Here is a 19,948-nt window from a genome sequence, read left to right on the forward strand (position 1 = left end):
GGACTAAACAAACATACGAATAAAAAAATGAATTACCCGTCCGTTTACGGAAACACCTCCACCAATCACTTGCAACAATGTCCTTTTATCACTAATATTGCACATTCAAACAAGTGGGTACGAAGATGAAAACTACGGGATTTACACGCGAGAAACTGGAATTACCGAATGGTGAAAACAAACTGCTGCTCCATTCTTGCTGCGCACCCTGTTCGGGAGAAGTGATGGAAGCGCTGATTGCGTCGGATATTGACTTCACGATTTACTTCTACAACCCTAACATCCACCCTCGCAAGGAATACGACCTGCGCAAAGATGAAAATATCCGGTTTGCCGAAAAGCATGGTATTCCTTTCGTGGATGCCGACTATGACGTGGACAATTGGTTTGTCCGTGCAAAAGGCATGGAACATGAGCCTGAGCGCGGCATCCGTTGTACAATGTGCTTTGATATGCGCTTTGAGCGAACGGCACTGTATGCCTATGAACATGGATTTCCGGTCATCACCAGCTCACTGGGCATCTCCCGTTGGAAGAATTTCGAACAGATCAACGATTGCGGCGAGCGTGCTGCCAGCCATTATCCCGGTATTACGTATTGGACATATAATTGGCGCAAGAAGGGAGGCTCTTCCCGTATGCTTGAAATCAGCAAACGCGAACGTTTCTATATGCAAGAATACTGTGGTTGTGCATATTCCCTGCGCGACACAAACCACTGGCGCTTGCAGAATGGCCGTGAGCGGATCGAGCTCGGCAAGAATTATTACGGCGATGAGGGGGCTACCCCAGCTTGCTTTTAAAAAAGCCTATCGTCCGCTGCCATGCCAGCTTGGCCGCCGCCTCATCGTACCGCGTGGGTGAGGTGTCGTTATTGAAGGCATGATTTACGCCGTCGTACACAAACAGTTGATAGTCTACACCGCTTGCCTTTAATGCTTCTTCATACGCTGGGATACCCGCGTTTATCCGCTCGTCGAGCCCGGCATAGTGCAGCAGCACGCTGGCTTTAATCTTAGGCACATCGGCTATGTCCGGCTGGCTACCATAGTATGCCACGGAAGCTTGTAATCGCGGGTCGTTCACGGCAAGTCGTCCAGCCATCGCCCCTCCCCAGCAAAAACCTACACAGCCCACTTTACCATTGTTCCCGTCGAGCGTACGCAGGTAATCAAGCCCCTTTAAGTAATTTTGGACCGTCTGGTCCATATCCAGCTTACCGATGAGTTCACGCCCCTTATCTTCATCGGCGGGCGTACCGCCGAACGGAGACAATGCATCCACCCCCAAAGCAACGAACCCTTCGGCTGCGATCCGCTTGGTAACGTCAATGATGTGCGGATTCAGCCCCCGGTTTTCATGGATAACGACCACACCGCCGACACCTGTTTTATTTTTGGGCTTAGCTAACACGGCTTTTACGTCGCCCGCCACGCCAGGGTAGGTGATGTGTTCAGACGTGATATCTTCGCTATGAAACGGCGTAGCCGCAGCATAATTGTTTTGCAGCAATGGCAATAAGGCAGTCGCCGCAGCCGTGCTGCCTGCAAGCATAGCCAACCGTTTCATAAACTCCTTGCGGGTGAGTTGACTGTGTGTGTACTGGTCGTAGAGGTTAATGATTTTCTGATCCATAGTTGTCGATTTTATTAGGGATTCACGGCCGCCAAAGCGGCTTCATAATTGGGTTCTTGTGACAATTCCGGCACCTGTTCTTCATATACGATTTTTCCCTCTGGATCAATGACAACCACCGCCCTGCTCAAAAGGCCCCGCATTGGGCCATCGGCCAGCTGTACCCCGTATCGCACGCCGAAGTCAGACCGGAAATCAGATAACATGACGACACGATCGATGCCCTCTGCCCCGCAAAATTGCTTTTGCGCAAACGGCAGATCTTTGGAAATGCAAAGTACAGTAGTGTTGGGCAGGTTCGCCGCGTCCTCATTGAACCTGCGCACAGACAATGCGCATACGCCGGTGTTCACGCTTGGAAAAATATTAAGGATGACATATTTGCCGGCAAAATCCTTAAGCGTTTTATCGATTAAATTCACGTCGGTCAACGTAAAATCTATCGCCGATGCCCCGACCACCGGCAAGGTGCCAACCGTACGCACCGGTGTACCACGCATCGTGATCGTAGTAGACGAAGTTGTTTTTTGCTGAGCGGAAACAGGCGACCACACAGGCGGCACCGTAATGCCTAAGCAGCACAACAGTGCAACTATTTGATGATATTTCATGGCCTTATACTGAAGTCATTACTGTATTAACGTTTTAACGCCTATTTATTATACGGTGCGTTGAAAATGATACAAAGCTCCTTCACCATATACAAAATATCTCCATGACCTCACTGTGGGTGACCCAACGAGGTGAAAAAGTTCGCTATCATAAACGGCACGGCGGCGCAACACATTATCCTAACAAAAACTTTCATATCTTATAATTTATATTTACCTTTGCAGGCTCAATTGTGGGACGGTGAATTATTTGAAGCAATATCGGATACCTTTTACAGGGTTGAGTTTGGGTGCGCATGACTTCGAATTTGATGTAGATAAGGCGTTCTTTGATTGTTATGACTATTCCATTGTGAAAGACGGCAATCTCAAGGTGTCGGTCAACCTACACAAACAAGAAAGCATGATGATACTCCAGTTTCATATTGTAGGCACCATCAACCTGACATGCGACGTTTGCCTTTCCTCATTTCCTTCCAAAACCGTTATTGACGAACGGCTAATCGTCAAATTTACGGACGAGGATATGACGGAAAGCACGGAGGAAATCCTGGTGTTGGCCAAGCATGAGCATGAATTGGACATCGCAGGGCTATTATATGAATACATTAATGTCGCTGTGCCACATTATATCAAGTGCAGCGAACAGGGAGACGATATTACTTGTGATAAGGCTGTGCTGGAAAAACTGAACGGCCTTGCACCGGAACAACACGAAGAAAAACAGACAGATCCCCGTTGGGATGCATTAAAAAACATAAAATATAACTAAAATAACAGTACGAGATGGCACATCCAAAACGTAAGACCTCCAAAGCTCGGAGAGACAAAAGAAGGACACACTATAAGGCAGAACGGCCTACCTTGGCGACTTGCAAGGAAACAGGCGCTGTGCACCTGCCCCACCGCGCATACTTGGTCGACGGCAACCTTTATTATAACGGCAAACTGATCATCGAAAACGCTGCCACCGTCTAAATTGATCTTTCAAAAAATTGAACATCCCATAACGTGTAACCAATTTTTATACGTTACTTTGGGGTGTTTTTGCGTATTATTGGATCGAAACTGCCACATAGCGACAAACGAAAAATCGACACGGCGGTTCCTTCCGGCCTTAAAAAGTAAACTTTTACGGAAGAAAAACAATAACGGATGAAGATTGGGTTAGACATATTGGGTGGTGATTTTGCGCCGAAAGCAACCATAGAAGGGGCCCTTCTGGCTTTGAAGCTGCTTTCGGAAGATCAGAAAATCGTACTCATAGGCGACCAAGACATTGCTAAGCAATACATCGAGCAAGCAGGAGAAGACCCTGCTTTTTTTGAATACGTACATGCCCCAGACAATATCGGCATGGGCGAACATCCGACCAAGGCAATCGCACAAAAACCAGATTCGAGCATCAGTCGCGGATTCCAGCTGCTTAAAGATGGCGCCATCGACTCCTTTGCCTCCGCTGGCAACACCGGTGCTATGCTGGTAGGTGCCGTATTCAGCGTGAAGACCATTCCCGGCATCATCCGCCCTGCGATAGCGACCAACGTTCCCAAAATCAAAAGCGGTTTTGGCATTTTGCTTGACGTGGGTGCCAATGCGGATTGTAAACCCGAGATGCTTCCTCAATTCGGCCTGTTGGGCAGCCTCTTTGCCGAACACATTTACGGTATTCAAGAGCCCACCGTAGGTTTGCTCAATATTGGTGAAGAGGAAGAAAAAGGCAACATGCTGACGCTCGGTGCTCATCCGCTCATGCGAGAAAATAATCGCATCCGTTTTGTAGGCAATATTGAAGGGCGTGAGTTGTTTGACGACAAGGCCGATGTAATCGTATGCGACGGCTTCGTAGGCAATGTAGTACTCAAGCTCGCCGAATCTTTTTATGTGCTTACACGAAAGAAAGGATTCAATGATGCATTTTTCGACCGCTTTAACTATGAGCAGTATGGCGGAAGCCCCATTTTGGGGGTGAATGCTCCCGTTATCATCGGCCACGGTATTTCCAGCCCCGAAGCCATAAAAAACATGATACTGCTCTCCAGAAGCATGATTGAATCCAATATTATTGAAAAAATCAAATCCGCTTTCAACTAAAACTATATGTCAAAAATACATGCTGCCATCACGGCTGTAAACGGATACGTACCAGACTATATCTTGACTAACCAAGAGCTCGAAACCATGGTCGAAACCAACGATGAGTGGATCACCACACGTACGGGCATCAAAGAACGCAGGATATTAAAGGGTGAGGGCAAAGCGACATCTGATATGGCTGTGCCTGCTGTGAAAGGCTTGCTTGAAAAACGAGGTATCGGCGCCGAAGAAATCGAGTTGATTATTTTTTGCACCGTGACGCCCGATATGCCATTTCCCGCTACGGCAAACATCCTTGCCGACAAAATAGGTGCCGTAAATGCTTGGGGATACGACTTACAGGCGGCTTGTTCTGGCTTTATTTACGGCCTGACTACCGGCGCCAAATTCATTGAATCCGGCATGCACAAAAAAGTACTCGTGGTGGGCGGCGACAAAATGTCGTCTGTGATTAATTACAAAGATCGCACAACCTGCATCATCTTTGGCGACGGGTGCGGCGCCGTACTGCTGGAACCCAATGAAGAAGGCCTGGGCGTAATGGACTCCATCCTCAAGAGCGATGGCTCAGGATGTCCCTATCTTAATATCAAAGCTGGCGGCTCACTTCATCCTGCTTCGCATGCTACAGTGGATGCCGATATGCACTATGCTTACCAAGAAGGTCGCGCAGTGTTTAAGTTTGCGGTAACGAACATGGCCGATGTCGCCGCGGAGATCATGGAACGCAACCACCTCACCGCCGATGATGTTACCTGGTTGGTTCCCCATCAGGCCAATAAACGTATTATCGATGCCACCGCCGACCGCATGGGGCTTCCGGAAGAGAAAGTGATGGTGAACATCCAGCGCTATGGCAACACGACGGCTGCTACCATCCCCTTGTGCCTATGGGAATGGGAAAGCCAATTGAAAAAGGGTGACACCCTCATTCTCGCTGCCTTCGGTGGCGGATTTACCTGGGGCTCTGTATACCTGAAATGGGCATATGGGCAATAATATTCCTTTTTAATTGTTAATTAACAGACTAGATTATATTTTTGATTCTTATTATCAAACCTACTAAGCAATGAGCATGGATATCAAACAGATTCAAGACCTGATTAAGTTTGTGGCTAAATCGGGCGTGAATGAAGTATCTATTGAAGAACAAGATTTCAAAATCACAATAAAAACAAACCAAGCCCCCACTTATGTGACGGCAACGGTACCTGCTCCCGCAGCAGTTCCTGTTCCGGCGGCTCCTGCGCCCGCGCCCACAGAGACACCTCAGCCGTCTGCTCCGAAATCAGAAGATACGTCCAACTATGTGACCATCAAATCACCGATGATCGGAACATTCTATCGCTCACCTTCACCAGACAAACCGGTCTTTGTAAACGTAGGTGATGAAATCGCCGCTGGAAAAGTTGTCTGCATCGTGGAAGCGATGAAACTATTCAATGAGATTGAATCTGAAGTTTCCGGAAAAATCGTAAAAGTACTGGTAGATGACGCACAGCCTGTGGAATATGATCAGCCATTATTCTTGGTTGAACCCAAATAATCCTACTGTGCCACCCGTTTTAATAGTAAGATTATACAGTAAGCATACACTACCCATAGAAGATAGCTAACATTCATGTTCAAAAAGATATTAATAGCCAACCGTGGGGAAATCGCATTGCGTATTATCCGCACATGTCGTGAAATGGGCATTAAAAGCGTGGCTGTATATTCAACTGCCGATCGCGATAGCCTTCATGTGCGCTTTGCCGATGAGGCCGTTTGTATAGGCCCGCCCCCCAGTAAAGAATCATACCTCAATATACCAAACATTATATCCGCCGCCGAACTGACCAACGCGGATGCGATACATCCCGGATACGGATTTCTTTCTGAAAACGCTCGGTTTTCGTCGATATGCAAGCAGTATGGCATCAAGTTTATCGGTGCTACTGCCGAGCAGATCCAGCAGATGGGGGATAAGTCTTCAGCCAAGGACACCATGAAACGTGCCGGCGTACCGACTATTCCCGGATCGGATGGACTGGTTAAAAACGTTAAAGAAGGCATCACAATAGCCAATGAGATAGGCTATCCCGTGATCCTTAAAGCTACTGCCGGTGGGGGCGGCCGCGGTATGCGTATTGTATGGAAAGACGAAGAGTTTGAACCCGCATGGGACTCTGCGCGCCAGGAAGCCGGCGCTGCCTTTGGCAATGACGGAATCTACCTCGAAAAATATGTTGAGGATCCCCGGCATATCGAAATTCAGGTAGTCGGCGATCAGTACGGCACGGTATGTCATCTGTCTGAGCGCGACTGCTCTATCCAACGGCGTCACCAAAAACTCATCGAAGAGGCACCTTCTCCTTTCATTACCCCAGAGCTCCGCAAGGCCATGGGAGAGGCGGCTATTAAAGGTGCCAAAGCCGTTAACTACGAAGGAGCCGGCACCATTGAGTTCCTTGTCGATAAGCACCGCAACTTTTATTTCATGGAAATGAATACGCGGATTCAAGTGGAACACCCGGTCACCGAGGAGGTCATTAACTTCGACCTCATAAAAGAGCAGATAAAGGTGGCGGCAGGTATCCCGATTTCGGGCAATAACTACGAGCCGACGATGCATGCCATCGAATGCCGTATTAATGCGGAAGATCCGTTCAACGGATTCAGGCCATCGCCGGGCCGGATTACCAACTTCCATTCGCCCGGTGGCCACGGGGTGCGGGTAGATACCCACGCCTACTCCGGCTACGTCATACCGCCGAACTACGATTCGATGATTGCCAAGCTCATCTGTGTAGCCCAAACCCGTGAAGAAGCCATCTGCACCATGGAGCGTGCGTTAAGCGAATTTGTCATCGAAGGAATCAAAACGACCATCCCCCTGCATTTAAGGCTCATGCGAGACCCCAACTTCAGGGCTGGCAACTTCACTACGAAGTTTATGGAAACGTTTGATTTGAGCGAATAAATGCAAGATCCATAAAGTAAATACCATTCTTATCAAATAGAATGGTATTTTTGTTTTTTATATCACCATGAGCAAGTTATCCGGAAAGAAACTGATCGATGCCATCAAAAGTAAAGGCAAGAACCTGGAAGCCGAAATGTCGTTTTTTGACCATCTTGAAGTGCTTCGCTGGCACCTTATCCGATCGGCCATCGCTGTGACCGTCTTCATGATTCTGGCCTTTTCGTTTTACGATTTTATCTTTGATGACATTATCATGGGGCCTAAAAGCCCCGAATTCTGGACTTATCGGATGATGTGCAAAATCGGAGCGTGGATCAATGCACCTGATTTCTGCGTGACCGAAGTACCGGGCACAATCATCAACACGCAGATGGCAGGTCAATTTATCCTGCAAATCAATTCGTCGCTTATCATTGCCGTTGTACTGGGCTTTCCGTACCTGCTGTATGAAATATGGCTGTTTGTAAAACCGGCGCTAACCGATATTGAGCGCAAATCTGCCAGCGGATTTGTTTTTTATGCCAGCTTGTTGTTCGCGGTAGGGATTTTATTCGGCTACTTCATTGTGGTGCCCCTTGCCATGAATTTTTTGGCCAACTATTCCATCAGCGAGGATATCGCCAATACCATCACCATTAATAATTATTTGTCATTTGTCGCGACGCTCACACTTGGATGCGGCATCGTGTTCGAGTTGCCGATCATCATCTTCATCTTATCAAAGCTGGGCATCATGACGCCCCAGTTTATGCGGAAATCGCGCCAGTATGCCGTTGTCATTATCCTCATCATCGCAGCGATCATCACCCCTACGCCTGACGTCATCACCATGCTTACCGTGAGCTTCCCCATGTTTTTGCTCTACGAAGTAAGTATCATCGTTGCAAGCCGGGTGGAAAAAAGGCGAATGAAAGCCGAACTGGATTTTTATAACGACGAAAAATAACGGACTACAATACACCATGACAGCAAAAAAAACAATTGCCATTGGCGGTGACCATGCAGGATTTGACTACAAGGAAGCATTGGTAAGCTTTTTGGAGAGTGCAGGATATACCGTTAAAAACTTCGGGGCCTTCACTGCCGATTCGGTGGATTATCCCGATTTTGCTCACCCGGTAGCATCTGCGGTGGAGCGTGGCGAATTCGAATGTGGGATTCTCGTTTGCGGCAGTGCAAACGGCGTGGCCATCACCGCGAACAAGCACCAAGGAATTCGGGCTGCCATCTGCTGGCAGGAGCAGCTTGCCTCCCTGGCACGCCAGCATAACGACGCCAATGTATTATGCATTCCGGCACGATTTATCGATGTCGAATTGGCGAAAGCCATTACTGATACGTTCCTGACGACCGAGTTTGAGGGTGGACGCCATGCCAATCGCGTAGGTAAAATTTCGTGTTGAGCCGGAAGCCGAAAATCTAATATTAACTATCAAAACATAGCACAATGAAGCAGTTTTTAGCCTTACTTTTCTTTATACCAGTTTTATGCGGATGCATTGTAGCGCAGGATCCGGTACAACAAAAATACGCTGCTGAAATTAACCCTGAAACGGCTAAGGCACATCTTTCCATACTGGCTTCCGCCGAATTCGAAGGCCGCGGCACCGGTGAGGCCGGAGGCGAGCGAGCAGCTGCCTATATCGCCGGAGAATTTGAAAAACTGGGACTGGCCGCTCCTGTGAACGGCTCTTATTTCCAGCCTGTAAAACTGACACGGACGCGCTTTGACGTCAAGGATTTTACCATCAATGGTAAACCATTCGCCAATGGCGAAGATTTTTACTTCGTGGGCAGTGGCCCTGTAAGCCGTATCGATGCTAAAGAAATTGTTTTTATCGGCTATGGCATCAGCGAGACGCAATACGATGACCTTAAAGGTATCGACATCAAGGGCAAGGTCGTATTGCTATTGAGCGAGGGTGAACCCAAGAACGCACAAGGCAACTCCCTGATTAGCGGCAGTAGTGAACCATCTGAATGGGTAACATCTCGTACCAAACGGTTGCAAAACATTACATCCAGGGAACCTAAGCTCATCATCGCCGTATCAAGCACCATCAAAGAGTCTCTCGAACGCTTCGGCGGCCGGCTTGTACAGCCCCGAATTTCGCTCGAGGGAGGGGCTGGCCAACCTTCGCCCAATACGACACCGGTAGCCAATATCAGCACCGAAATGGCCGATCTGCTCTTAGCCAGGGCAAAGACCTCTGTTGCAGCATTGGAACAAAAAATCAACAATACACAACAACCGCAAAGTACGACCTACAAGGCGAGGCTTAGCACGACCTTTGGCTCGGTCAGCGAGCCATTTACATCGCCCAATGTATTGGGTTACCTCGAAGGCACCGACCTGAAAAATGAATTGGTGGTCATCTCCGCGCACTACGATCATGAAGGCAACCAAAATGGCACCATTTTCTTCGGGGCAGATGACAACGGCTCGGGCACCACGGGTGTGTTGACACTGGCACGCGCATACGCTAAAGCCAAGGCGGAGGGCCATGGCCCCCGGCGAAGTATCCTTTTCATCGCCTTTACGGCTGAAGAGAAAGGATTGCTGGGCTCAAATTATTATTCGCGGAACCCAGTCTTCCCGCTGGAAAATACCGTAGTAAACCTTAATATGGACATGATTGGCCGCATCGATGACAAGCACCTCCGTGGCAACCACAACTATGTACATGCAATCGGATCAGATAAACTCAGCTCCGAATTGAAGGTCATCAACGAAAATGCAAACGCCGAATACACGCATATGGAATTGGATTACATGTATGATGATCCGAAAGACCCTATGCGTATCTACTATCGGTCAGACCAGTATAACTTTGCCAAGCATGGCATCCCCGTCGTATTTTATTTCAGCGGATTGCACCCGGACTACCATACCCCTGCCGACACTGTGGATAAGATCAATTTTGAGATGTTGGCAAAACGGGCCCGTCTGGCGTTCCATACGGCATGGGAGATCGCCAATCGCGATAAGCGCCTGGTGGTCGATTCGAACAAGGAGTGAGTGTATATCCTGCCTTGGCAAGCATTACGGTGCTACCCACTGCATCAGTATTCCGCACAGGTATCCGGCATAAGTACCAATCGCATAGCTGAAGACGGCGATGAATACGCCCACGGGTACCAATGAGGGATGAAAAGCCCCAGCAGTCACCGAAGCAGATGCGACCCCGCCGATATTGCCCATGCTGCCGATGGCCAAGAAAAAAAATGGCGCCTTGATCAGTTTGGCTACGACGAACAATAACGACGCGTGGAATAATAACCATGTTAAGCCTACCAGAAACAGCGCAGGATTGTCCATAACCTTGAAAATATCCATCTGCATGCCAATGGTGGCAACAAGGATATACAGGAAAACCGTGGCTAAGCGCGATGCACCCATCGTCTCAAGTGTTCTGGCTTTAGTGAATGATAACCCCACCCCCATCAAGGTAGCAAGTATAATAAGCCAAAAGAAACTGGAAGTGAGGCTAAACTTATCGAGCTGCGGCGCATGGACGCTGATGTAGTCTGCAATAACACCGGACAGCAAGTGAGCGATGCCGGTTACGCCAAAGGCGACACCCAGCATGACCATGTAATCCTTCGTGCTGGCAGCTTCGGTACGTTGCCTGCTATATTCCTCCATACGCGCTGTAAGCTCTTCCACTTCATTGGCCGATGCTTTAAAGTAACGGTCGAGCTGTTGGCGCTTGCCCGCACCGTAAAGCAATACGGCCATCCAGCCATAGGCTACAAAAACATCCACCGCCACCGTAGCCGCAAAAATCTCGGGTGACGGTTCAAAAATCCGGAATAAAGCCGCTTGATTGGCCCCACCACCTATCCACGATCCCGCCAATGTGGCCAATCCTCTCCAGACCTCACCTGATACTGCTGCCGGAGCTATCAGCGAAAACAGCCAAACGGCAAAAGGCCCGCCCAGGACAATACCGATCATGCCGGTAAAGAAGAGCAAACCTGCTTTTTTACGCAGCCGCCACACCTCGCGGAAATTGATATTCAAGGTAAAGAGCACCAGGCACGCCGGCAGCAGATAGTTTGAGCTCATGCTGTAAAGCTGGGAATCGCTCCCCGATATCACACCGAACGAATTAAACAAACCCGGCACAAAATAACAAAGTAACAGCGGTGGCAGGATCGCGTAAAACTTGCGAAGGCCCGGGTGTTTGCTGTTGGATGTATAGAAAACCACGGCCAGGATGACCATCAGCAGGCCGAATACGGCCACGTCGTCGGTAATCCAGGCTGATGCACTTGATGTGTTATCCATGATCGGTGATTGGGTAGTAAACAACTATTTCAGCACGGAGCCAAAGGTAATAAAAAAAGCCCGGAGCCGGGCTTACCTTAAACCTCAACATCATCCCAATCACGTTTGCAGGTTAAAGCGGATGGGCAGGGTGTATGCCACCCGCACAGGTCTGCCGTTCTGTATACCCGGAGACCAATTGCTGCTGCTTTGTAATACGCGCACGGCGGCTTCACCTGTGCCATACCCTAAATCCCTTACCACCCGGATATCCGCAAGGCTACCGTCTTTTTCGATGATAAATGCAATTTGCACTTGCCCATTCACCCCGGCCTCAATAGCTTCCTGCGGATAATCATAGTTTCTTGCAATATATTCCATGAAGGCCCGGAATCCACCCGGTGGCTCCGGCTGGATTTCGACGGACTGAAATATCACGTCCGTCGCTTCTTCTACCGGTTTTTCTTCCGGTACGGCGATGGCCAGGGTAGGGTTCGGTTCCGCTTCAACAAGATCGGGGGCTAACTCGGGCATGGGGCGCTGGCCAGATGTATGGGCTTCCTGTTTTGCTGGCGCCCGCTCTACCGCCGGCGGTGGCGGGCTGTCCGGCGAATAGCCGATGATCACAATAGTGCCCAACGGCGTGTAGCCGTTTGATACGGGGACCGGCGGTGGCGGCTCCTGGCTCAACTCCTGCCCGCTGATTCGGAAATCTATGGCGACAAGGTACTTACCGGCAGGCGCCAGGCGTCCTGTTTGCTCACGTTGCAGCACATTCAGGATGTCGGCCTGTTGACCGCTCCACAGCTCATTGAGAAATGTCACCCGTTCGATACTTCCCGTCTCGGCTTTTTCGTAAGTAAAGGCTATTGTCCCCTGTTTATTTTCGCGTATGGCCTCCGCCGCATAATCGATATTCCCGCCCAGGTACGCTTTAAAACGTTTCGCATCATCCTGAATCGCCGATGTGACCGTATCAGCCTCATCATAGACCACTACATTGCCCTGTTGCTGTTCCAGTTGTTGGTTGCACGCAAATGAAACCACCATCATTCCGCAGATGATCGGCAGCAACAAGGCGTAGGAAAGCAGCCCCCACCTGGGCGACTTGTCGCGCAACAGCATGGCAATGCGGTTTTTAAGCAGCCGTTTACTTGAAAACGTGTGTGCCAATACCTGAGGCTCGACACCTATCGCACGGGCCACCAGCAATTCGGCATAGCCCATTTCATTGCCTGCAGCCGATTTCCCGTCGGCGATGTATTCGTGCTGCAGCCGGAGTGCCCGCTCGTAAGCATATACGATGGGATTGAACCAATTGAATATCTTCGCCAGCTGGATCAGCACGATGTCGACGCTGTGCCATTCCCTGGCATGAATCTCCTCATGCAGGCGTATCTGGTCATGTCCGGTAAGCGTGCGGTCGATCCGTACAGCGCTGAAAAACGAAAAGGCCTCGCCTTCCGGGTGTCTGCGCAGCATAAGCAAGGTCAAGGTCAGGCTGCGCAGAAACAGAAGAAAAGTCAATATGCAACCGCCGATATAACCATAAGTCAATACATTGCGCAGCGAAAACGGCGACGGCTGTACCGCCACTGCCGCGCCAGCCTCCACGATAACCGGCTCGCTCGCCTGTATACCGATCAGGTATTCCGGATAACTGCCCGCATAGGTATTCCACTCGGGGTATTCGAGCAGCGGTAGTGTAAAGGCGAGCAACAGCCCTGCGAGCAGGTAAAACCGGTTCCACTGGAAAAAAGTCCGTTTGCACAATAGGACGCGGTAAAAGGCGTAGAAAATGCAAAGGTAAAGGTTGGCTAGCACCAGATAAATCATGGCTTTCCCCCTTTCTTTTTTGCCTCTTCAAGCAGTTGCAGAAGCTCGTCCGCATCCTTGAGATCCAATTTCTGCTCTTCCAGAAAAAACGACAACATGTTCCGCGCCGAATTGTTGAAGTAACCATGCAGCAGTTTGCCGGTTGCAAACGTGCGGTACTCTTCCTTTGAAACCAACGGAAAATACCGGTGGCTCTTTCCAAAAGCTTCATGCGAAACAAAACCCTTGGTCTCCAGAATCCGCACAATGGTAGACACCGTGTTATAAGCCGGCTTGGGATCGGGCAGCCTGTCAATGATTTCCTTGACAAATGCCTTGTCAAGATCCCACAATTCCTGCATAATTTGTTCTTCCGCACGTGTCAATTCTTTTAGTTCTTTCATCGATTGTTTATTTTGCTTTGTGAAATATTGCCAGACCACACTTCATGTTACCGGACGCCTGCCCTCAAGGCAGGCGCCAGCGGAATACTGACACCCTATATAAAGCAAATATAAAACTAACGGCTTAGTTTCTAAATAATTTATTCAGTTTTCTCCCAGTTGCTTTGATGATTATACCAATCTTTTTACGTTTATGTGAACATCCTATCGGAAAATTTATCCGTATTTTGTGGCAAGCAATTGAAGGGAGCCAATGAAAATAGGTATCGTATGCTATCCCACCTTCGGCGGAAGCGGTGTGGTGGCCACAGAACTCGGTAAAGCTTTGGCGGCCAACGGCCATCAAATCCATTTTATCACGTACAGCCAACCGGCCCGCTTGGATTTTTTTTCGGAGAACCTTTACTATCACGAGGTTACGATATCCAAATATCCGTTGTTTGATTTCCCCCCGTATGAGCTGGCTTTAGCCAGCAAGCTGGTGGATGTGGTACGGTTTGAAAAACTTGATTTGCTGCATGTTCATTATGCAATACCCCATGCATCGGCTGCGTTCATGGCTAAGCAGATTTTGGCCACTTATGGCATCCACATCCCCGTGGTGACTACCTTGCACGGTACAGATATCACGCTCGTGGGCAAAGACGCCAGCTATAGCCCGGTGGTAACCTTCTCGATTAACCAATCGGACGGCGTCACTGCGGTGTCCCAAAATTTGAAAGAAGAGACCCTGAGTTATTTTGACGTGCAGCGGGAAATACGTGTTATCCCCAATTTTGTGGATCTAGATCGTTTCAGTCTCAAGCCTCGCCAGCATTTCAAGCAGGCCATCGCTCCGGGAGATGAGCGCATCTTGGTGCATACGTCCAATTTCAGGAAAGTGAAGCGCACCACCGATGTTATTCGAATCTTCAAGAAAGTACAGCAAGAAGTACCCAGCAAGCTGCTCATGGTGGGCGACGGACCGGAGCGAACCGCTGCGGAGCAATTGTCGCGCGAACTGGGCGTAGCAAACGACATCCGGTTTCTCGGCAAGCAGGATGCTATCGAGGAAATTCTGTCGGTGTCCGATCTGTTTATTATTCCTTCGGGCTCCGAGAGTTTCGGACTGGCTGCCCTGGAAGCCATGGCCTGCAAAGTACCGGTCATATCGTCCAACACCGGGGGGCTGCCGGAATTGAATATCGATGGCGTGACAGGCTTCCTCAGCGACGTGGGCGATGTGGATACCATGGCGGCAAATGCGATCCATATCCTGGAAGACAATGCCCGCTTAGCGCAATTTAAGGAAGCTGCATTAGAACGAGCCAAAGACTTTAAACTGGCCAACATCATGCCTTTATATGAGCAATATTACCAAGAGGTTATCGACAGTGTGCAGCAAAATGCCTAATCACATGCCAGTGAAAACGGGCAGTTAAAAAAAATCTCTTATCTTTGCCGCTTGGAAGTCCCTGTCCAAGACAGCAAGTTATATGAAATACAAACGCATCCTACTCAAACTCAGTGGAGAAGCCCTTATGGGCGACCAAAATTACGGTATTGACATCAACCGCGTAGCCCAATACGCTAAGGATATCAAAGAAATTCATGACAAGGGCATGGAAGTAGCCATCGTCATCGGAGGTGGCAACATCTATCGCGGGCTCAGTGCCGAAAAGGCAGGGATGGACCGCGTGCAGGCCGATTACATGGGCATGCTGGCTACCGTCATCAACAGCATGGCCTTGCAGGATGCGTTGGAGAAGCAGGACATCAAAACACGTCTGCTTACGGCCATCAAGATGGAGCAAATCTGCGAACCTTTCATCCGGCGTCGTGCGGTACGTCACCTCGAAAAAGGACGGGTGGTCATCTTCGGTGCGGGCACGGGAAACCCTTATTTTACCACGGATACCGCCGCATCGCTCCGTGCAATTGAAATCAATGCCGATGTCGTACTCAAAGGCACCCGTGTAGATGGCATTTACACGGCCGACCCGTTGAAAGATCCCACGGCAACCCGTTTTGACGAGATTACGTTTCAAGACGTATACAATCGCGGACTCAGCGTGATGGATATGACCGCATTCACCCTCTGCCAGGAAAATAAGCTGCCCATCATCGTGTTTGACATGAACAAACCAGGCAATCTTGCTCGACTCGCCGAGGGCGAACCCATTGGAACTTTAGTACGAGAATAACTATCTTTGACCAAAACCATAACGCGAATTACCATGGACGAATTGATATCCTTACAATTAGACGATAGTGCCGAGCAGATGAAAAAAGCCGTGGCACATACCGAATCCGAACTCACCAAAATCCGGGCAGGCAAGGCAATGCCTTCCATGCTTGACGGTATTTACATAGACTACTACGGAACCGCCACGCCTCTCGCCCAGGTCAGCAACATCAATACGCCCGATGCACGCACGTTAGTGATTCAGCCTTGGGAAAAAAACCTGTTGTCTACCATTGAAAAAGCCATCTTGGATGCCAACATCGGACTAACCCCACAAAATGACGGGACGGTCATCCGGCTCAACATCCCTCCCCTCACAGAGGAGCGGCGGCGTGATTTGGTTCGAAAGGTAAAGGAAGAAGCCGAAAAAGGCCGTGTGGCGGTGCGCAATATCCGCAAGGAAGCCAATGATGGTATTAAGAAGCTGAAAAGCGAAGGCGTATCAGAGGATGAAATCAAAGCGGGAGAAGCTGAGGTACAAAAACTGACCGACAAGTACATCACCGATGTAGATAAACTTGCGGAAGCAAAGGAAAAGGATATTATGACCGTGTAAGTCCCATTATTGGACATACCACAGTATACCATAGTCGTAAAGCCACGCTAAAAAGTGGCTTTATCATTTTTATCCAGAGGCATGCCGACGGTTGCCCCGTGTCCCAGTACATATACCTGATCTGCCAAACGGGCTGGGCGCTGGCGATGCGTCACCATCAAAATCCTCATTCGATAGTTGAAGCTTTTCTGAGATAGAAACAAACGGAATAGCCACAAAAAAAGGGCAATAACCAAGTTATAAAAGGGCTCCCTGCCGAAATACCTCCCCATTGCAATTGCAATCTCACCAACTCCACCCCTACTTGGTTCAAAACTACTGTGCCTCCAAGTTGCTTTAAAGATTCCTTTTACGGAAGACGATATTATTTATCTCTTTTTTAAAGAAAATGATACTCCAAACCACTAAACAACAGGAGAAACTGACAACAAGGAATATCTTATTATCGAAATCTGAAAAAAATGTTACATGCACCAATGCATAAACAAAAAAACCGAGTACTACAAACTTTAAAACAGTCATATCAATGCTTAAAAAACATAGAAGCGCACCAGCCAACGGCAGCTATACAAGAGCGGCCCAACCCACAGGACCCGAAACAGTCGCGGCAGTAATTATAGCACCCCATCCTGAGGCTAATGCCCCCACTGGGCTCCAAGTACATGCGTCGCCATCATTTAAATTTTCCATTTGTTCAAACCTTAATGCTTTCATCTTTAAACGTTTAAATTTAAAAAATTCAGCTAATTACTCACCCTTTGCGCACTGGGTATTTCAAATTTCGACATTAACGCGCGACGTTGCAAAAAACCTATGGCGCGTTTAAAACTTGTGGTTTGTGGATTACGCTCACTACCAGTATCGTAGGGTTACAATAAGCGCTTTTTCCACTGGTGTAAAACTAGCTGGCATTTTCGAAGTACCCGTGATCGGATTTCTGCCCCAACCGAAAGCCAGTGTTGGCATCAATACTGGAGGCCTACCTGAATTTTTACGTAAGGTCCAAGGTTTATTTTCAAAGGCACTGAAGGGAAATTAAGCACCTGACAACAATGTCACCAAACCATCAGGAAGACAAGACGGATTTGCAGAGCCGTGCCATATTGATTATATTCGTCACGTCAAGATACGGTCATATCGTCAGCAAACGGCACGCGGTATGCTTTTTGCAGTAAATAATTCGACAAAATAGTAATAAAAAAAACAAACAGCGAAAAGAAATTATGATGGCAGGATATTGGATTATTTTTATCGGAATCATGTTGGTCAGCATGATTGTACAGTGGCGTTTCAAAAGCAAGTTTAAGCGCTATTCTGAAATGCCACTTAGCAGCGGGATGACGGGACGGGATGTCGCCGAAAAGATGCTGCATGACTATGGCATCTACGATGTACAGATTATTTCTGCGCAGGGGCAGTTGAGCGATCACTACAATCCGGCAAATAAAACAGTCAACCTAAGTCCGGAGGTATATAGTGGGCGTAGCGTGGCTGCGGCGGCAGTGGCTGCCCACGAATGCGGACACGCGGTGCAACATGCCAAGGCCTATTCGTGGCTGCAATTCCGCTCGGCAATGGTGCCTGCTGTGAGCGTGGCGTCTAAACTTGTCACCTGGGTATTGATGATCGGTGTAATCATGGCTTTTTCGGGCAACCTATGGTTATTGGCTATCGGCGTAGCCGCATTGGCTATCACAACGCTGTTCAGCTTCGTAACCTTACCGGTAGAGTTTGACGCCTCAAAACGCGCTTTGGCCTGGCTGGATAATAAGGGCATTACCCATAGCAGCGTAGAGCATGACGGAGCCAAGGATGCCCTTTGGTGGGCTGCCATGACCTATGTGGTCGCAGCATTGTCGTCCCTGGTAACGTTGCTTTATTACGCCAGCATGTTGCTTGGAAGAAGAGACTAAGCATTGTTTTTCATAGTTAGGTGGTCCGTCCCGGGATTCGGGGCGGGCTTTTTTATTACAGATTTTGTACCTTTGCATTTCGTTCATATCTATATAGCAACTGACGATGTTTCAGAATCTACAGGACAAACTTGACAGAGCCTTTAAGGTATTAAAAGGCCAGGGAAATATTACCGAAATCAACGTAGCGGAGACCATGAAGGAAATCCGCAAAGCGTTGCTCGATGCTGACGTAAACTACAAAACCGCCAAAGCATTTACCGATGAGGTGAAGCAGAAGGCACTCGGCCAGAACGTACTCACCAGCATCTCTCCGGGGCAGTTGCTCACCAAAATCATGAACGATGAGCTGACCGCACTGATGGGTGGGTCAGCTACTGAACTGGACTTATCCAAAAGTCCTACGGTCATCCTCATTGCAGGCCTCAACGGTGCCGGGAAGACCACGTTTTCGGGCAAACTGGCAAAATTTCTTAAAGAAAAGAAAGGAAAGAAGCCTTTGCTGGTGGCTGGCGACGTGTACCGTCCTGCGGCCATAGACCAACTACAGGTGCTTGGCCAACAGGTGGATGTACCTGTGTACGCCGACACGGAATCAAAAGACCCCATCGGCATTGCCAAGGCCGGTGTCGCTGAAGCCAAGCAGAAAGGCTACAATGTCGTTATCGTGGACACCGCCGGCCGCTTGGCTATCGACGAAGCACTGATGAACGAGATATCGGCCGTGAAAGATGCCACGCAGCCCCATGAAATCCTTTTTGTGGTCGATGCGATGACCGGCCAGGATGCAGTGAATACAGCCAAGACTTTCAACGACCGGCTGGACTTCACCGGTGCCGTGCTTACTAAATTGGATGGCGATACCCGTGGAGGTGCTGCACTCTCCATTAAATCGGTGGTCAATAAACCCATCAAATTTATCGGCACAGGCGAGAAGATGGAGGCGCTTGACGTCTTTCACCCGGACCGGATGGCATCTCGTATCCTGGGCATGGGCGACGTTGTGTCACTCGTTGAACGTGCTCAGCAGCAATTTGATGAAAAAGAAGCCGCTGAACTGCAACGGAAGATCCGCAAGAATAAGTTTGACTTCAACGATTTCCGCAGCCAAATCCAGCAAATCAAAAAGATGGGCAACATGAAGGACCTCATGGGCATGATTCCCGGTGTTGGCAAAGCCCTTAAAGATGTGGATATCGACGACGATGCCTTCAAGCCCATTGAAGCGATTATCAACTCCATGACGCCCTATGAACGGGAAAATCCGGATATCATCGATCAAAAGCGTCGTGCACGTATCGCCAAAGGGTCAGGTACGGACTTGGTGGAAGTCAATAAGCTGATGAAGCAATTCAATGACATGCGCAAGGTGATGAAGCAGATGTCCAACCCCGCGGCCATGGCCCGGATGATGCGTGGCATGCCCAAGATGCCGATGGGAAGGTAGGAAGACGGGAA

General features: G+C 49.0%; 20 protein-coding genes. 15 read left to right on the plus strand and 5 right to left on the minus strand.

Annotated elements, in window-relative coordinates; all coding sequences use genetic code 11:
* Positions 1-125 precede the first annotated feature (125 nt).
* A complete protein-coding gene (locus JHJ32_RS15090; protein ID WP_200121504.1) occupies positions 126-803 on the plus strand; it encodes an epoxyqueuosine reductase QueH in 678 nt (225 codons plus the stop codon).
* Here the strand turns inward: JHJ32_RS15090 and JHJ32_RS15095 are convergent.
* Together JHJ32_RS15095 and tpx are read right to left on the minus strand one after the other, a co-directional pair.
* The gene (locus tag JHJ32_RS15095; RefSeq protein WP_200121505.1) at positions 784-1,635 is read right to left on the minus strand and encodes a dienelactone hydrolase family protein; all 852 of its coding nucleotides are present in this window, start codon (positions 1,633-1,635) and stop codon (positions 784-786) included. The two genes, JHJ32_RS15090 and JHJ32_RS15095, sit on opposite strands and share 20 nt — an antisense overlap.
* Before the next feature lie 14 nt (positions 1,636-1,649).
* Positions 1,650-2,246 carry a thiol peroxidase gene (gene tpx, locus JHJ32_RS15100; protein WP_233632684.1) on the minus strand — a complete coding sequence of 199 codons (597 nt, stop codon included), beginning with the start codon at positions 2,244-2,246 and terminating at the stop codon, positions 1,650-1,652.
* A gap of 241 nt (positions 2,247-2,487) precedes the next feature.
* Here tpx and JHJ32_RS15105 point away from each other — a divergent pair, with 241 nt between their 5' ends.
* From JHJ32_RS15105 to JHJ32_RS15145, 9 genes are all read left to right on the plus strand, one after another.
* Positions 2,488-3,018 carry a DUF177 domain-containing protein gene (locus JHJ32_RS15105; RefSeq protein WP_200121506.1) on the plus strand — a complete coding sequence of 177 codons (531 nt, stop codon included), beginning with the start codon at positions 2,488-2,490 and terminating at the stop codon, positions 3,016-3,018.
* 14 nt (positions 3,019-3,032) lie between these two features.
* On the plus strand, positions 3,033-3,224 hold the full coding sequence (gene rpmF, locus JHJ32_RS15110) for a 50S ribosomal protein L32 (protein WP_079718042.1): 192 nt from the start codon (positions 3,033-3,035) through the stop codon (positions 3,222-3,224).
* A 177-nt stretch (positions 3,225-3,401) separates the two neighbouring features.
* Positions 3,402-4,340: a phosphate acyltransferase PlsX gene (plsX, locus tag JHJ32_RS15115; protein ID WP_200121507.1), complete on the plus strand. Its 939-nt coding sequence runs from the start codon at positions 3,402-3,404 to the stop codon at positions 4,338-4,340.
* Positions 4,341-4,346: 6 nt separating this feature from the next.
* Positions 4,347-5,342 carry a beta-ketoacyl-ACP synthase III gene (locus JHJ32_RS15120; protein WP_079718040.1) on the plus strand — a complete coding sequence of 332 codons (996 nt, stop codon included), beginning with the start codon at positions 4,347-4,349 and terminating at the stop codon, positions 5,340-5,342.
* 70 nt (positions 5,343-5,412) lie between these two features.
* On the plus strand, positions 5,413-5,889 hold the full coding sequence (accB, locus tag JHJ32_RS15125; RefSeq protein ID WP_200121508.1) for an acetyl-CoA carboxylase biotin carboxyl carrier protein: 477 nt from the start codon (positions 5,413-5,415) through the stop codon (positions 5,887-5,889).
* A 75-nt stretch (positions 5,890-5,964) separates the two neighbouring features.
* Positions 5,965-7,305, plus strand: coding sequence for an acetyl-CoA carboxylase biotin carboxylase subunit (gene accC / locus JHJ32_RS15130; protein ID WP_079718038.1), 1,341 nt, complete (start codon positions 5,965-5,967; stop codon positions 7,303-7,305).
* Between the two features lie 67 nt (positions 7,306-7,372).
* On the plus strand, positions 7,373-8,254 hold the full coding sequence (tatC, locus tag JHJ32_RS15135) for a twin-arginine translocase subunit TatC (protein ID WP_079718037.1): 882 nt from the start codon (positions 7,373-7,375) through the stop codon (positions 8,252-8,254).
* A gap of 16 nt (positions 8,255-8,270) precedes the next feature.
* Positions 8,271-8,711, plus strand: a complete 441-nt coding sequence (gene rpiB, locus JHJ32_RS15140; RefSeq protein WP_200121509.1) for a ribose 5-phosphate isomerase B — start codon at positions 8,271-8,273, stop codon at positions 8,709-8,711.
* A gap of 44 nt (positions 8,712-8,755) precedes the next feature.
* Positions 8,756-10,327, plus strand: coding sequence for a M28 family peptidase (locus tag JHJ32_RS15145; RefSeq protein ID WP_200121510.1), 1,572 nt, complete (start codon positions 8,756-8,758; stop codon positions 10,325-10,327).
* Between the two features lie 24 nt (positions 10,328-10,351).
* Here JHJ32_RS15145 and JHJ32_RS15150 read toward each other — a convergent pair whose 3' ends face one another.
* The 3 genes from JHJ32_RS15150 to JHJ32_RS15160 form a co-directional block, all read right to left on the minus strand.
* A complete protein-coding gene (locus tag JHJ32_RS15150; protein WP_200121511.1) occupies positions 10,352-11,599 on the minus strand; it encodes a DUF819 domain-containing protein in 1,248 nt (415 codons plus the stop codon).
* A 99-nt stretch (positions 11,600-11,698) separates the two neighbouring features.
* Positions 11,699-13,414: a TonB family protein gene (locus tag JHJ32_RS15155; RefSeq protein ID WP_200121512.1), complete on the minus strand. Its 1,716-nt coding sequence runs from the start codon at positions 13,412-13,414 to the stop codon at positions 11,699-11,701.
* Positions 13,411-13,797 carry a BlaI/MecI/CopY family transcriptional regulator gene (locus JHJ32_RS15160; protein WP_079718032.1) on the minus strand — a complete coding sequence of 129 codons (387 nt, stop codon included), beginning with the start codon at positions 13,795-13,797 and terminating at the stop codon, positions 13,411-13,413. Before JHJ32_RS15160 ends, JHJ32_RS15155 begins: the two co-directional genes overlap by 4 nt.
* A 253-nt stretch (positions 13,798-14,050) precedes the next feature.
* Between JHJ32_RS15160 and bshA the strand changes: the two genes are divergently transcribed.
* From bshA to ffh, 5 genes are all read left to right on the plus strand, one after another.
* Complete coding sequence (gene bshA, locus JHJ32_RS15165; protein WP_200121513.1) at positions 14,051-15,190, plus strand: N-acetyl-alpha-D-glucosaminyl L-malate synthase BshA; 1,140 nt, start codon at positions 14,051-14,053, stop codon at positions 15,188-15,190.
* 82 nt (positions 15,191-15,272) lie between these two features.
* Entirely contained in the window at positions 15,273-15,980 is a 708-nt protein-coding gene (pyrH, locus tag JHJ32_RS15170) for a UMP kinase (protein ID WP_079718030.1), read from the plus strand.
* A 33-nt stretch (positions 15,981-16,013) separates the two neighbouring features.
* A complete protein-coding gene (frr, locus tag JHJ32_RS15175; RefSeq protein ID WP_079718029.1) occupies positions 16,014-16,577 on the plus strand; it encodes a ribosome recycling factor in 564 nt (187 codons plus the stop codon).
* Positions 16,578-17,803: 1,226 nt separating this feature from the next.
* Entirely contained in the window at positions 17,804-18,490 is a 687-nt protein-coding gene (locus tag JHJ32_RS15180) for a zinc metallopeptidase (protein WP_079718138.1), read from the plus strand.
* A 106-nt stretch (positions 18,491-18,596) separates the two neighbouring features.
* Positions 18,597-19,937 carry a signal recognition particle protein gene (ffh, locus tag JHJ32_RS15185; RefSeq protein WP_200121514.1) on the plus strand — a complete coding sequence of 447 codons (1,341 nt, stop codon included), beginning with the start codon at positions 18,597-18,599 and terminating at the stop codon, positions 19,935-19,937.
* The last annotated feature ends 11 nt before the right edge of the window (positions 19,938-19,948 follow it).

The sequence above is a fragment of the Parapedobacter sp. ISTM3 genome (assembly GCF_016533505.1).
Classification (GTDB): Bacteria; Bacteroidota; Bacteroidia; order Sphingobacteriales; family Sphingobacteriaceae; genus Parapedobacter; species Parapedobacter luteus.